This window comes from Pseudarthrobacter sp. WHRI 8279 (genome assembly GCF_040224115.2).
GTDB lineage: Bacteria > Actinomycetota > Actinomycetes > Actinomycetales > Micrococcaceae > Arthrobacter.
Genome location: NZ_CP168162.1, coordinates 3,396,885 through 3,410,991 on the forward strand (window position 1 = coordinate 3,396,885; position 14,107 = coordinate 3,410,991).

Below are 14,107 nucleotides of genomic sequence, written 5' to 3' on the forward strand. Positions count from 1 at the left end.
ATGCCGCGGCGCGCTGGTGCATCTCTTTCTATCGTTGTAAATTTGCAGGATGACGCGTGCGGGCACCCCTCCCATGGGCTGGAACAGCTGGGACTGCTACGGCACGTCCGTAACCGAGGAGGAGGTTCTGGCAAACGCCGCGTTCATGGCCAGGCACCTGCTGCCCTTTGGCTGGGACACCGTGGTGGTGGACATCCAGTGGTACGAGCCCGGCGCCCGGGCCGGAGGGTATAACGACGGCGCAGAACTGGAACTGGACCCGTACGGCCGGCAGCTCCCGGCGCCTAACAGGTTCCCGTCGGCCGCCAGTGGCCTCGGCTTCAAACCGCTCGCGGACCGGATCCACGGCCTGGGCCTCAAATTCGGCCTGCACATCATGCGCGGCATCCCCCGCCAGGCGGTGCGGGATGCCCTCCCAATTGAAGGGACGAATGCCACCGCGGACCAGGTTGCAGACACGTCCTCCGTCTGCGAGTGGAATACGGACAATTTCGGCCTGGACCACGGCCACCCCGGCGCCCAGGCCTACTACGATTCCCAGCTGCGGCTCTTCGCGTCCTGGGGCGTGGATTTCATCAAGGCAGATGACATGCTGGGCCCCTACTTCGCCGAGGAGATCGCGGCCTACCGCCGCGCGATCGACCGCAGCGGCAGGGACATGGTCCTCAGCCTGTCGCCTGGCAGGGCCCTGTCCCTGGCACACCTTGAGCATTTGCGCACCAATGCTGACATGTGGCGGGTTTCGGACGACCTCTGGGACAGCTGGGAGGATGTGGAGGCGCAGTTTGCCCGGATGGCACGCTGGGCTCCCCACCAGCGGCCCGGGAGCTGGGCGGATGCGGACATGCTGCCGGTGGGGCGGATCGCGCTGCGGGCAGAGCGGGGGCCTGCGCGGCTCACGCGCCTGACGCCCGACGAGCAAAGGACCATGCTCTCCCTCTGGTCCATTAGCCGTTCCCCTCTTATGCTCGGCTGCGACCTGCCGTCGTCACCGCCGGAAACCCTCGATCTGCTGACCAACCGCGATGTCCTTGACGTGCTCGCGGCGAGCCGCAACAACCGCGAACTGCTGCGGGACGGGCACCTGGTGCTGTGGGCAGCGGAAAGTACGACGACGGAGGACAGGTTCGCGGCAGTGTTCAACACCGGGACGGTTGCCTTGGCCCGGACGCTGCCGCTCGCTGACCTCGGCCTGCCGGGGCCGGGCAGCTGGACAGCCCGGGAGGCGTGGAGCGGCGCCGGGGCCAGGCTTACCCGTCTACATGGTGCCCCGGCCCTCGCGGTGGATCCCCCTGCCCACGGCGTGCAGTTCTACCGTTTCTCCCGCACCCGGGCTTAGCTCCCGGTGCCGGTGGGACCTGTGCGGGGCGGCGGGACCCTGCGCCTGCCGGTGGCTTCAAACGCGGCAGCGAGTCGCAGCAGGGCTGTGTCGCTGTAGGCCCTGCCGGCGAAGGTCAGGCCCACGGGCATGGCGATGTCCGCGGCAAGTCCCATGGGTACCGTCACCGTGGGAATGCCGAGATGCCGCGGAACCAGGTTGCCGTTGGACACCCAGACACCGTTGCGCCACGCCAGGTCTGCCGAGTGCTCGTTGCGGTCCGCATCGGCGGGACCAATGTCGGCAGCGGCGGGGAAGACCACTGCGTCGAGGCCCAGGCCGTCCATCCACTGTTCAAGGTCAACCCGGCGTGTTTCCTCCAGCCCGCGCAGCCCCTCAGCCAGGTGGGGTATCGCGGCCAGTTCGGGCACGCCGTTCTCCCGGATCCAGCCGGGGTAGTCGCTGATGTCGTCGTCGAACCCGTGGTACCGGTCCGGCAGGGAACCGTCCGGCGCGGGGAAGATGGCTGCGCCGTCGACGTCGGCCAGCCGGTTGAGGTGCGGGTCCCCGTTGGCGTCCAGGAAGTCGTTCCAGGCCCAGGCCGAGAGGTCAACGATTTCCCTGCGAAGGTAGCCGGGGGACACCAAGCCCCTGGTTGAAATGCTGGGGGTTCCGGGGCGGTCGCCTTCGTAGTTGGACACCACGGGGAAGTCCACCTCGATGACATGGGCTCCCGCGGCCTCGAGGTCGCGCCGTGCTGCCTCCCAGAGCCTGATGATCGAGTCCCTGGTATATATGCGCTGCCCGGTGGGTCCGCCAATCCCCGGGGCAGGGGTCGTTCCGGCATTCGGATCCGCGTTGATGTACATCCGCGGCACCCCAAAGCGTTTGCCGGCCAGGACGCGAACAGCGGCAGCCCGGTCCGGTGCGGCCAGCTCCACGTAGGAACCAGGACGCACCTCGGATGCCTTGGGCAGCTCGACCCAAGGCTGCACCCGCCAGAAGTCGCCCCGGGTTTCGGCGTCATCGGCCACCACAACATCCAGGACCTCGAGGAGGTCCGCCATGATGCGGGCGTGCGGCACCACCACGTCCATGGTGGGCACCAGAGGCCAGTTGCCGCGGACCGAGATCACGCCCCGGGACGGGGTGTATGCACAGAGCGCGTTGTTCGACGCCGGCGCCCGGCCGGATGACCAGGTTTCCTCGGCGAGCCCGAATGCGGCGAAGCTCGCTGCGGTGGCAGTACCGGAACCATTCGAGGACCCGGAGGCGAAGGCCGCGGTAAGGTAACCGGCGTTGTACGGGCTTTCGGCACGGCCGTATACGCCGTGCTGCATACCTCCATTGGCCATAGGAGGCATGTTGGTCAGTCCAATCAGGACTGCTCCGCCCGCGCGCAGCCGTTCTATGGTGAAGGCATCCTTCTGTGCCACGAGGTCCTTGAAGGCCGGTGATCCCGCTGCCACGGTAAGGCCCCGGACCTGGTAGCTGTCCTTGGCGGTGTACGGAATGCCGTCGAGGGGACCGAGCGTCGCGCGCAGGGCCCGGCGTTGGTCCGAAGCCCTCGCTTCCGCCAGGGCGTCCGGGTTCATCACCACCAGCGAATTTAGATGTATTCCGGTTAAGTCATACTTCTCGATCCGCGCCAAGTACAGGTGGACCAGTTCCTCGCTGGTGACCTCGCCCGCCTCCAGCGCCGTTCGGAGTTCGCTGATGGAGGCCTCGACGACGTCGAAATTGCCCTTCGGGACCCGCCTGCCGGCTGTCTCGGCGAGCCTCATGCCGCATCTCCCTTCGCTGCCGGCTGCTGCTGGGTGATGCAGTGGATGCCGCCGCCGAAGGCGAAGATGTTGCGTGCGTCCACCAGTTCCACGGTGCGGCCGGGGTAGGCGCGCTCCAGGATGCCGGCGGCGATGGCGTCATTGGGATCGTCGAAGGCGCACAGCACCACCACATTGTTAGCCACGTAGTGGTTGATGTAGGACCAGTCCACGAATCCCTCGTCGTCCTTCAACGCGGTGGGGGCTGGGACGTCGATAATGCGCAGCGGCCGGCCCTGCGCGTCGGTCTGTCCCGCGAGGGCTGCCCGGAGCTCTTGGTAGACCTTATGGTCGGGGTGCGCGGGGTCGTCCTGCCGGTGGAGGAGGATGGTGCCGGGCCCGGCAAAGGCCGCCACAATGTCCACATGTCCGCGGGTGCCGAATTCACCGTAGTCGCGGGTAAGGCCCCGCGGCAGCCAGATCGCCTTGGTGGTGCCCAGGGCAGCGTGGATTTCGGCTTCGACAGATTCCTTTGTGGCGCCCGGGTTGCGGCCAGGATCGAGTTGGACCGTCTCTGTTAACAGCACCGTTCCCTCGCCGTCCACATGGAACCCGCCGCCCTCGTTAATCAGGGCGCTGGACATTGCCGGAACTCCGGCCTGTCCGGCAACTGCGCGGGCCACGTCCCGGTCCTTGTCCCACGCGGCCCACTCCTGGGCACCCCACCCGTTGAAGATCCAGTCCACGGCAGCCAGCGAGCCGTCCGGTTGGTGCACGAAGGTGGGGCCGCTGTCCCTGATCCAGGCGTCGTCGAGGGGGACTTCGAGGACCGAGATGCCGTCACCGAGCCATTGCCGTGCGGTGGAGGCGTCGCGTGGGTCGGCCACCACCGTGACGGGTTCGTAGCGGGCGATGGTCAGAGCCACCTTGGTCCAGGCGGCGCGGGCTTGGTCCAAGGTTGAACTTCCCGCTTCGCCGAAGGTGTCGTTGGGCGGGGGAAAGGCCATCCAGGTGCCCTGGTGGGTGTCCCATTCGGCAGGCATGCGGCTGGCAGCTTCGGCGGTGGCAACGATGCCCGGAGAAGGCGTAGGGGAGGAATAAATGAATGACATTCATTTATTATGGAGACGACGGTGCCCCCAGGCAAGGGATCGGGGAAAAATTTACCCGCTGGCTAGTGGACGCCGGCGACTGTCCTCTCAACCGCAGCAAGGATGGCCTGGGCAAGCTCCGCCGGCTTGGTGAACTGGGGCCAGTGGCCCGTGGGCAGGTCCACGTACTCCACGTCCCGCATCTTGGACAGCTCCGCCACAAAGGGATGGCCGGCCTGGATCCACTCCTGCAGCAGCGAGGCAGGGAACTCGCACGCAATGACGGTGGCGGGCACGTCGTACCGCCGCTCGTCATGCAGATGCTGCCGGCCGTGGGCAACGCCCTTGGGTTCCGGAATGGCACGTGCCCGGAAAGCCTTGCGAAGGCCGTCGTGGAGGTCCACCAGGTCGGCGTCCTCGAACGCTTCCCACGGCGGCAGCGGAACGTCGTCGCCGTCGGACGGCAGTTCATCGTTGATGACGCCGCCCTCACCCAGCGGTCCGCTGTCCACATAGACCGCCCGCTCCACCCGGTCCGGGCGGGCGTCCAAGGCGCCATGGATGATGGCGCCGCCACCGGAATGGCCTACCAGGACCACCTTGGTGTCCAGGGCGTCAATGGCGGCAACCACGGCGTCGATGTGGTCCCGCAGGCCAATACCGGAGCGGTCTGCGTCAACGGATTGCATTCCCGGAAGGGTGAGCGGATGTGGGCGGTGACCGGCCGCCTCCAGCGCAGGCGTTACCTCCTCCCACGAGGAGGCATCCAACCAGAAACCGGGAACCAGGATGATGTCCATGATGGAACCCTACTCCCGGAGAAGGAGGTGGCGCCTGATCCCGGGCAGGGCGCGGGGCAGGCGGAGCACCAGGGCTTTCGCGGAGCCTTGGCGGGCAGTAAAGTCCCCGGAGTAGCCTGCGTTTCTCCGACGTGAACTGAGAGGTAGCCCTCATGAAACGGCCAGAATGCTTTTGCGGACCCGCCGGCCCCGTGCCGGGCCCGGCCAGCGCGGGGGGTGCGGCGGAATGAGCGGCGCAACGTCGCCGGGCCAGGCAGCACCGGCGAAACGTGAGACCTTCTCCTCCCGCCGGCTCTTTATCCTCTCGGCCATCGGCTCGGCGGTGGGCCTGGGCAATATCTGGCGCTTCCCCTACATTGCCTACGACAACGGCGGCGGGGCCTTCCTGATTCCGTACCTTGTGGCATTGCTGACGGCCGGTATTCCGCTGCTGTTCCTCGACTACGCCGTGGGCCATAAGTTCCGCGGGTCGGCGCCGCTGGCTTACCGCCGGCTCCACCGGGCCGCCGAGCCGCTGGGGTGGTGGCAGGTGCTGGTGTGCTTCGTCATTGCCGCTTATTACGCAGTGATCATCGCCTGGTCGCTGATGTACACCATCTTTTCCTTTACGGAGGCGTGGGGTGACGACGCCGAGGGCTACTTCTTCGGCAACTTCCTGGCCGTCGCTGAGGCGCCGGGCATCGGCTTCACCTACGTGCCGTCCGTTTTCTTTCCGCTCCTGCTGGTCTGGGTCACGGTCATCGCCATCATGGTGGCCGGAATCCGCAAAGGCATCTCCCGCGCCAACTCCATCCTCCTGCCCCTCCTGATGGTGATGTTCCTGCTCCTGGTGGTCCAGTCGCTCTTCCTGCCCGGCGCAGCGGAAGGCCTGAACGCCTTCTTCACGCCGGACTGGGCCGCGCTTGCGGACCCGTCGGTCTGGGCTGCGGCCTACGGACACATCTTCTTCTCGCTCTCCGTGGGCTACGGCATCATGGTCACGTATTCGTCCTACCTCGAGCGCCGGACGGACCTCACGGGTTCGGGCATGGTGGTTGCCTTTTCCAACTCGGGATTCGAGATCCTCGCCGGCATCGGTGTTTTCGCGGCGCTTGGATTCATGGCCCAGGCGGCAGGTACCGGCGTGAACGAGGTCGTGACCCAGGGCATCGGGCTTGCGTTCGTCGCGTTTCCCACCATCGTGTCCCAGGCCCCGTTCGGCGGGCTGATGGGCGTGCTGTTCTTCGGATCGCTGGTATTCGCCGGGATCACTTCCCTGATTTCCGTGCTGGAGGTGATCGTGGCCGCCGTCCAGGACAAGCTCGGCTGGGGCCGGGTGAAGGCGTCGGTGGTGGTCAGCGTGCTGGTGGCAGCTGTCTCCTTGGGCTTGTTCCCCACCGCAACAGGCCTGTACCTGCTGGACACTTCGGATGCCTTCGTGAACAGTTTCGGGATCACCCTGGGCGCGCTGGTTACCGTGGTGGTGCTGGCGTGGTTCCTCCGCAAGCTGCCGCTGCTCTCGGCCCACCTGAACCGCGTCTCAACCATCAGGATGGGGCGATCATGGATAGTGCTGGTGGCCGGCGTGGTGCCCCTCGCCCTGATCTACATGGTGGCCAACGAATTCATCAGCAAGATCAGCACCACGTACGAGGGGTACCCAGAGTGGTTCGTGGGGCTGTTTGGCTGGGGTATGGCCGGCGCGCTTGTGGTCCTGGCCCTCATACTGACGGCCATCCCTTGGAGCCGCAGTTCCAAAGCCCACCATGACCCCGAATACGACGACGTGGTCAAAGAGGATGCACGGGAGACGGCACCATGACACCTATCGCCATCACCATGATGATCATTGCGATCCTCACCGTATGGGGCGGGCTGGCGCTCGCGCTGGTCAACCTCAAGAGGCACCCCGAGGACGAAGGCGCCCTGCCCGAAGAGCACGCGCCCGAGCTCTGACCCGACTGTGAGCGCGGCTGCAGCCTTGCCGCTCTCACGGGCTGGGTTGTCCCTTGCCGCTGCTGCCGGTTTCGGGGGCGGGCAGGACGACGGCGTCGGTGGCTGCCTTGCCGTGGGCGTTGTGGAACACGGCGCGCACCAGGAGGTTCGGCTGTCCGGGTGTGGAGGCAGGCAGTTCGAGGGCTGAGGTGTAGGTACGCTCATCCGTCCGTTTGGTGACCGGTTGGCGGATGGCCTTCTGCCAGCTTGCACCGCCGTCGGAGGACGTTTCCCAGACGGCTACCGGGCCCGGCGTGCCCACGGCGGTGGCTGTGATGCTGGCCGTGCTGCCGGCTGTCCTTGCCTTGGGCTGCTTTGTGACTGAAGGCAGTTCTACTGTCTGGTCGAAGGCTGGCCAGCCGTCCACCCACTGGACTTTCTGGATGCCGAGGGTGGGGAAGTAGGGGATGTCCTGGTTGGAGCCGTCGTAGTAGTGGAACGCCAGGTAATCGCCGAAGACGGACTGCCCGCCCGGACCCGTGACGGCGCCGTGCGAATCCAGGACAACTGATCCGCCGCCGCCGAACATGTCGCGGCCGTTCTTGTCCAGGTATGGCCCCTTCACTGAGGTGGAGCGGCCAACGGTCACCTTGTAGGTGGAGTCGGCGCCGCGGCAACACGAATCGAACGAGACAAACAGGTAGTAGTAGCCATCGTGCCTGGTGATGTAGGGCGCCTCGACCGGGTTGCCGGGCATGAACCGGTCCGCGATGTTCACGGTTTTCGACTGCCAGTCCGCCACCGGCTTGCCGCTTGGCCATTCGATGGGCACCAGGAAGATGCCGTACCAGAACGATCCGATGGCCATGTAAGGGGTGCCGTCCGCGTCCTCGATGATGCCGGCGTCGATCGCGTTGAACGTCTTGCCGGGGTTGTTCGGGTCGAGGTCCGTGGCGGGGGAGGAAACCACCATGCCCTGGTCCACCCACTGGTAGTCCGGGTCGGCGGGATCCAGGGTGGTGTTGGTGGCGAGGGCTGTCAGGGACTTGTTGCCGCCAAAGCGCGACGCCGAGTAGTACAGGTAGTAGGTGCCGTCATGTTCGGTGATTTCCGGCGCCCAGAGGTTGCCCGGCAGCTCCCCGTCCGAGAAGTGCTCATCAATCCAGGCAGGAATCCGGTCCCAGACAGTACCGCTGTATTCCCAGGTGGTTCCCTGGTCGTGGGAGGACCACATTTGGATGGTGCCGCCGTTCTCACGGTTCACCAGGCCCGTTGAATAGACGTACCACGTCCCGTCGTCGGCAATGATCAGGGCGGGATCGTGGACAGGGGACGTCTGCCCCACAACGGTCTTGCCTCCGGGGAAATCGGCGAGCCGGGGCTCAGCGTCCCTGCTGAGCGGTGCTTTCGCATCCAGTACCGCTGAAACCGGGGCAACTGCGCCGGGCTGGGGACTGGCCGCCGTCGGGAGCGCTGCAGTTGAGAAGGCGATGCCCAGCGCTGCAGCCAATCCTGCAGCACGGATCGCCCATGAACGTGACGTCGTCATCACACAGGGTCCTTCCAAGGGGTGGGGCGGCGCCGGGGCGGCGCGCGAGGGGGGTCCGAAGGGCTGAAACTTGCAACGTTGTAAAGAAAGAATATGGCATGCGATGTGGATCACGTCAATGGTGCCTCGTGGATGCAAAAACTAATTGCCCACGGCCCCTTGACGATTCTTCGCCTGCTGTGTGAAGGTTTCTTACAACGTTGCAAAGCGCTCACAGAGGTTCCGCCACCGCAGGACCCGGAGCCCGGTACCGCCACCTGAACTGTTTGCTCCCCCAACCCGGAAGGACTGCGTGATGATGAAGTCACGTCCCATGGCCGCAACCCTGGCATTTTTTACTGCCGCCGGCCTCATGCTCGGCGGATGCTCCGCCCCCTCTGGCGGGGACGCCGGCGGTGAAAAGAAGCTCACCTTCATGTTCCGCGGAGGTGAGGACGAGAAGAAGGCTTACGAAAAGGCCGTGGAGCAGTTTGAAGCCGCGAACGGCGTGGACGTTGACATCATTGTTACCACCGCAGACCAGTACGCCACCAAGCTGAAGGCTGCCATTGCCGGCAAGCAGGTCCCTGACGTCTTCTACATCGGCCCCGGCGACGTCCAGGCGTACGTCCAGAACGGCATCGTCAAGGACATCACCGAATACGTGGAAGGCTCGGACACGATCGACCTGGAGAACATCTGGGAATACGGAGTGGACAGCTACCGCTACGACGGCAAGCGGGTGGGCGAAGGTTCCATCTACGCCCTGCCCAAGGACGTGGGCCCTTTCTCCTTCGGCTACAACAAGACCATGCTGGAGAAAGCCGGAATTCCGCTCCCGGACAAGGACAAGCCCTACACCTTCGACGAGTTCGTGGCCGCAGCCAAGAAACTGACGGCGGACACCAACGGCGATGGAAGCCTGGACCAGTGGGGCACGGGCCTGAACGTCCAGTGGAACCTGCAGCCGTTCGTCTGGTCCAACGGCGGGGACTGGCTCAACGAAGACCGGACCAAAGTCACAGTGGACACCCCCGAATTCGCCGAGTCCCTGCAGTGGTTCGCCGACCTGCAAAACGTCCACGGCGTAACCCCTTCGGTCGCCGAAGCCCAGACCCTGGACACCTACCAGCGGTGGATGAAGGGCGAAATCGGCTTCTTCCCCATCGCTCCCTGGGACCTCTCCACGTACCAGAAACTTGGCTTCGAATGGGACGTTATCCCGTACCCGGCAGGAGACACGGGCGAGACGGCCAGCTGGATCGGAACACTCGGCGTCGCGGTATCCGAAAGCACCAAGTACCCCGAGGAGGCCGTCAAACTGGTGGAGTACCTCACGGCCAACAAGGAAGCCCAGCAGAGCCTGGTGGATGCAGGCATCCAAATTCCAAACCTGAAGGACATGGCCGAGACCTGGGCTGCCGACACCACGACGAAGCCGGCCAACAAGGCCGAGTTCCTGCAGATCGTCAAGGACTACGGCCGGGCGCTTCCGGGCGGCAACACCTTCAACGCCGAGTGGTACGACGAGCTTTTCACCAACATCCAGCCGGTCCTGGACGGCAAGCAGAGCGCTGCCGACTACCTGAAGGAAGCCCAGCCCAGGATGCAGGAATTCCTGGACGCCGCCAACCAGCAGGCCGGCAACTAGCTCCGGTCCATGAGCAGGGCTGCCACCAGCCCTTCAAGAACCAGGTGCCGCGGCTCCGGCCAGCGCGGCCGCGGCACCTGTCCCACGCACCTTGCCGGTGCACTTCCTGAGCGCCACCATCACGAATCAAAGAGGATCCAGCGATGTCCACCATCACGCGCCCCCGCCGCTCGCGGCTTCACCGGAAGGAACACCAGGCCGCCCTTGCATTTGTTGCCATACCGGTGATCGGGTTCCTCCTCTTTACGCTCTTTCCACTGCTTTTCTCGGTTTACGCGTCATTCACCAACTGGAACGGCATCTCCGCTCCGGTCTTCAAGGGCCTGGACAACTACACCAAGATGTTCGGTGACCGCTACTTCCTGAAGTCGCTGTGGAACACGCTGTACATGATGATCGGCATCCCGATCGGGCTGGTCATCTCGCTGGCGCTGGCGCTCGCGATGAACCGGAAGATGCGCGGCACAACGTTCTTCCGCACCGTGTACTACCTGCCCGTCATCTCGTCCATTGCCGCCGTGGCCATCCTTTGGCAGTGGGCCTTCAACGGCGACTTCGGCCTGATCAACCAGGGCCTGGCACTGGTGGGAATCGATGGCCCCAACTGGCTGCAGGACACCGCTACGGTGAAGCCGGCCCTGATCATCATGGCTGTCTGGAAAGGCCTGGGCTATTCCATGCTGCTCTACCTGGCTGCCCTGCAGTCGGTGCCCCGCTACCTGTACGAGGCCGCGGCGCTGGACGGCGCCACCGCCTGGCAGCAGTTCCGGCACATCACTGTTCCGATGGTCGCGCCAGTCACGTTTTTCCTGATTGTCACCAGCGTCATCGCCGGATCCCAGATCTTCGTCGAAATCAACATCATGACGCCCACCGGCGGCCCTGAATTCGAGTCCGCCTCCATCGTTTGGTACATCTGGCAAAAAGCGTTCGACAACCTCCAGATGGGGTATGCGTCCGCGATGTCCGTGGTTCTGGGGCTGCTGGTCTTCGTCATTACCTTCATTCAGTTCCGGCTCAACCGCCGCAACCAGTTTTCGATCGATTGAGGCAGGCAGCCATGTCCGCACAGAACGTCATCACCACCTCTCCGTTGGAACCCAGCCAGGAAATTCCCGGCGGCGCGCGGGGCGGCAAACCTGCCGGCCAGGCGAGGGCAGGCAGGGGGCCCCGGTCCACCATGGAAACCCTCCGCCTGGGCAACATCATCACCACACTGATCCTGAGCATCGGTGCGATCGTGATGATCGCCCCGCTGGCCTGGACCTTCTCCACCTCGCTCAAAACGAAGGACGGCGTTTTCGAGCTTCCGCCCCAGTGGATCCCGGACCCTTTCGTCTGGGAGAACTACGCCCGCATCTGGACTGCAGGCCCGCTGCTGACCGGCATCCAGAACAGCCTGATCGTGGCCTGCTCGGTGACCATCGTGGGCTCGCTGGCGTCGGCGCTCGCAGCCTTCGCGTTCGCCAAGATGCGGATGCCCTTCAAGAACGTCCTGTTCCTGGGGCTTTTGTCCGGACTGATGATCCCGTTCCCCACCCTGATGATTCCGCAGTTCACCATCTTCGCCAGCATCGGTTGGGTTGATACGCTGCTGCCGCTGATCGTGCCGGGACTCTTCGGCAACATCATCATGATCTTCTTCCTGCGCCAGTTCCTGAACAGCATCCCGGACTCCATCGTGGAAGCCGCGCGGATTGACGGCGCCTCCTACCTGCAGATCTTCTGGACCCTGATCCTGCCCGCCATCCGCCCGGCGCTTGCTGCCCAGTTCATCCTCTGGTTCATGGCCATGTGGAACGACTACCTGGCGCCCATCATCTACCTGAACTCCCCGGGCACCCAGACCCTGCAGCTGGTCATCGCCAACTTCAACGCCCAGTACGCCATCCAGACGGATTACCCGCTGATCATGGCCGCATCCTTCGTGGCACTCCTGCCGGTACTGATCGTCTTCGTGGTCTTCCAGCGCCAGATCATTGAGTCCATCGCGCTTTCCGGATCCAAGGGCTGAGCCGTGAAGACCGCTGAGACAGCCATGCCCCTTGCGCAGGAGCTGCTTCCGCTCCCCTCAGGTGCGGGGCAGGGGCCGTCCTCCTGGGGAGCACGCCACGCCCACGACCCCACCGTGGTGCAGGACGATGACGGCACCTACTACATGTTCTCCACCGACGCCGTAGCCAACTCGAAAGATATACCCGCAGGAGTACATATCCGTACCTCCACTGACCTGGTCCAGTGGAAATACCAGGGAACAGCGTTCGACGGCGTCCCCGAAGCGGCTGCCACGTGGTCCGGCGCCCAAGGCTTGTGGGCGCCGGACGTGGTGCGCTGGCCGGGCGGTGGATGGCATATGTACTACTCGGCGTCCACTTTCGGCTCCAACACCTCCGCGATTGGCCTTGCCGTGGCGCCGTCTCCCAACGGTCCGTGGGAGGACCGCGGCCTGGTGGTGGCAACCCGCAAAGGTGAACATTCCCAAAACGCCATAGACGCAGCGGTTGCCTTCGACGCCGACGGTAACCCCTGGCTGACCTACGGCTCCTTCTTCTCCGGCATCTACATCCTTCCCCTGGACCCCGGCTCGGGGCTGCCCAAGGTGGCAGGTGACCTAGGCTCCGTCATTGCCTGCCGTCCGCGGTCGGTGGAGGGGGCGGTGGAAGGCGCCTTCATTCTCCGCAGTCCGCAGGATGGCCGCTACATCCTGTTCACCTCCTATGATTCGCTGTTCAGCACCTACAACGTGAGGGTGGCTGTAGCGGACCACATCACCGGCCCCTATCGGGATTTCCGGGGGATTGAAATGACCGACGTCGACGCGCCGCCGGCTGCCGTAGGCACCAAGGTGCTGGGCAGCTACCAGTTCGACGGCGGGACGGCCTGGCTGGGGCCCGGACACAATTCGGTCCTCACGCAGAAAGGACCGGACGGATCCGACGAGCACTTTGTGGTCCACCATGTCCGGTTTGCGGCCGAACCCAGCCAGCACGTGGTCCAGGTGCGCCGGCTCTTCTTCACTGCCGCCGGCTGGCCCGTTATCTCACCCCAGCCGTTCGCCGGGCTCCGGAGCGAGGCTGTTCCCGCTCCTGCCGAGGTGGCCGGAACCTGGCAGGTCCTGCGCTTCGACCCCGAAACCACCGACATTGCCCCTGCTGTCCGGATGGACCTCGAGTGCGTTGAGCCACGCTCCGCGGAGTTCCGGGGACGTCCGGCGGCTGTCCGGCTGCGTCCCACGGGCCCCGATCGCGAACCGGGCACGGAGATTGACGCCGTGGTCTTCGGCTCATGGGACTGGTCCCGCAACCGCCCGGCCCTTTCCTTTAGCGGCATCGACCAGCGCGGTGTGGCCTGGTCCGGAACCCGGGAGGGGCTGCTATGACCGATGCTCCACTGGGGTGGGCCGGGCGGCTGATGGACTGGCTCCGCTTTTCCACCCGGCTGGTCCTGGTCAACGTGCTCTTCGTGGCCGGAGCCCTGGCAGGGCTGGTGGTCCTGGGCGTCTTTCCTGCCGCGGTGGCTGCCACCACTGTCCTGGGCAGGCTGCGGAACGGTTCGGCCGGGGAAAGCCTGGTGCGGGACTTCATCACTGCCTACCGCTTCCAGTTCCGGCACGCCAACCAGGTGGGAAGCGTCTTCTGGATTGCCGGCGTCGTCCTTGTCCTGGACTTCACAGTCCTGTTGGGGCCTGCCGCGACAGCGATGCCGGCAACCGTACACGCCGTCCTCCTGGTGCTTTCCATGGTTGCCGTAGGAGTCACGCTGGCCGCTGCCGCCACCGCGGTGGGCCTGTGCAGCCGCTACCGGGATTCCGCGGCCAGGACATGGCGGACCGCGTTTATGCTTCCGCTCGTATCGCCCGCCATGAGCCTTTCCCTGCTGGCCACCTTGGCGGCCGCCGCCGTCGTCTTCTCCGGAATGACGGTGCTGGTGCCCCTCATCGGCGCCTCGGTCCCGCTGCTCATCTCCGGATGGGTGGTGGGCCACCGGCTCGCCCGGCTGGAAGTCGCAGGACCTTCCCCCGCCTAACTTTCCCATCACCACT

Annotated in this window: 12 protein-coding genes; 8 read left to right on the forward strand and 4 right to left on the reverse strand. The window is 65.1% G+C overall.

Features of this window, described 5'->3' with window-relative positions; genetic code table 11:
• Nucleotides 1–49 precede the first annotated feature (49 nt).
• Nucleotides 50–1,339 carry a glycoside hydrolase family 27 protein gene (locus tag ABRP28_RS15650; protein WP_350004172.1) on the forward strand — a complete coding sequence of 430 codons (1,290 nt, stop codon included), beginning with the start codon at nucleotides 50–52 and terminating at the stop codon, nucleotides 1,337–1,339.
• Here ABRP28_RS15650 and ABRP28_RS15655 read toward each other — a convergent pair.
• The 3 genes from ABRP28_RS15655 to ABRP28_RS15665 all read right to left on the reverse strand — a co-directional run bounded on the left by ABRP28_RS15655 (nucleotide 1,336) and on the right by ABRP28_RS15665 (nucleotide 4,972).
• Nucleotides 1,336–3,102, reverse strand: coding sequence for an amidase (locus tag ABRP28_RS15655; protein ID WP_350004173.1), 1,767 nt, complete (start codon nucleotides 3,100–3,102; stop codon nucleotides 1,336–1,338). The two genes, ABRP28_RS15650 and ABRP28_RS15655, sit on opposite strands and share 4 nt — an antisense overlap.
• Nucleotides 3,099–4,193 carry an agmatine deiminase family protein gene (locus tag ABRP28_RS15660; protein ID WP_350004174.1) on the reverse strand — a complete coding sequence of 365 codons (1,095 nt, stop codon included), beginning with the start codon at nucleotides 4,191–4,193 and terminating at the stop codon, nucleotides 3,099–3,101. The genes ABRP28_RS15655 and ABRP28_RS15660 overlap by 4 nt, the downstream gene beginning before the upstream one ends.
• A 62-nt stretch (nucleotides 4,194–4,255) precedes the next feature.
• A complete protein-coding gene (locus tag ABRP28_RS15665) occupies nucleotides 4,256–4,972 on the reverse strand; it encodes an alpha/beta hydrolase (protein WP_350004175.1) in 717 nt (238 codons plus the stop codon).
• A 226-nt stretch (nucleotides 4,973–5,198) separates the two neighbouring features.
• Here ABRP28_RS15665 and ABRP28_RS15670 point away from each other — a divergent pair, with 226 nt between their 5' ends.
• Entirely contained in the window at nucleotides 5,199–6,773 is a 1,575-nt protein-coding gene (locus ABRP28_RS15670; RefSeq protein WP_350004176.1) for a sodium-dependent transporter, read from the forward strand.
• Complete coding sequence (locus ABRP28_RS15675; RefSeq protein ID WP_013599219.1) at nucleotides 6,770–6,907, forward strand: methionine/alanine import family NSS transporter small subunit; 138 nt, start codon at nucleotides 6,770–6,772, stop codon at nucleotides 6,905–6,907. Before ABRP28_RS15670 ends, ABRP28_RS15675 begins: the two co-directional genes overlap by 4 nt.
• Nucleotides 6,908–6,941: 34 nt before the next feature.
• Here the strand turns inward: ABRP28_RS15675 and ABRP28_RS15680 are convergent, their stop codons facing one another.
• A complete protein-coding gene (locus tag ABRP28_RS15680) occupies nucleotides 6,942–8,435 on the reverse strand; it encodes an arabinan endo-1,5-alpha-L-arabinosidase (RefSeq protein ID WP_350004177.1) in 1,494 nt (497 codons plus the stop codon).
• 295 nt (nucleotides 8,436–8,730) lie between these two features.
• Between ABRP28_RS15680 and ABRP28_RS15685 the strand changes: the two genes are divergently transcribed.
• From ABRP28_RS15685 to ABRP28_RS15705, 5 genes are all read left to right on the forward strand, one after another.
• The gene (locus ABRP28_RS15685) at nucleotides 8,731–10,065 is read left to right on the forward strand and encodes a sugar ABC transporter substrate-binding protein (protein ID WP_350004178.1); all 1,335 of its coding nucleotides are present in this window, start codon (nucleotides 8,731–8,733) and stop codon (nucleotides 10,063–10,065) included.
• A gap of 143 nt (nucleotides 10,066–10,208) precedes the next feature.
• On the forward strand, nucleotides 10,209–11,114 hold the full coding sequence (locus ABRP28_RS15690) for a sugar ABC transporter permease (RefSeq protein WP_350004179.1): 906 nt from the start codon (nucleotides 10,209–10,211) through the stop codon (nucleotides 11,112–11,114).
• 11 nt (nucleotides 11,115–11,125) lie between these two features.
• Nucleotides 11,126–12,079: a carbohydrate ABC transporter permease gene (locus tag ABRP28_RS15695; RefSeq protein WP_350004180.1), complete on the forward strand. Its 954-nt coding sequence runs from the start codon at nucleotides 11,126–11,128 to the stop codon at nucleotides 12,077–12,079.
• A gap of 3 nt (nucleotides 12,080–12,082) precedes the next feature.
• Nucleotides 12,083–13,444 (forward strand): arabinan endo-1,5-alpha-L-arabinosidase, encoded by a 1,362-nt coding sequence (locus tag ABRP28_RS15700; protein WP_350004181.1) that lies wholly within the window; start codon nucleotides 12,083–12,085, stop codon nucleotides 13,442–13,444.
• The gene (locus tag ABRP28_RS15705; RefSeq protein WP_350004182.1) at nucleotides 13,441–14,091 is read left to right on the forward strand and encodes a DUF624 domain-containing protein; all 651 of its coding nucleotides are present in this window, start codon (nucleotides 13,441–13,443) and stop codon (nucleotides 14,089–14,091) included. The genes ABRP28_RS15700 and ABRP28_RS15705 overlap by 4 nt, the downstream gene beginning before the upstream one ends.
• Nucleotides 14,092–14,107 lie beyond the last annotated feature (16 nt).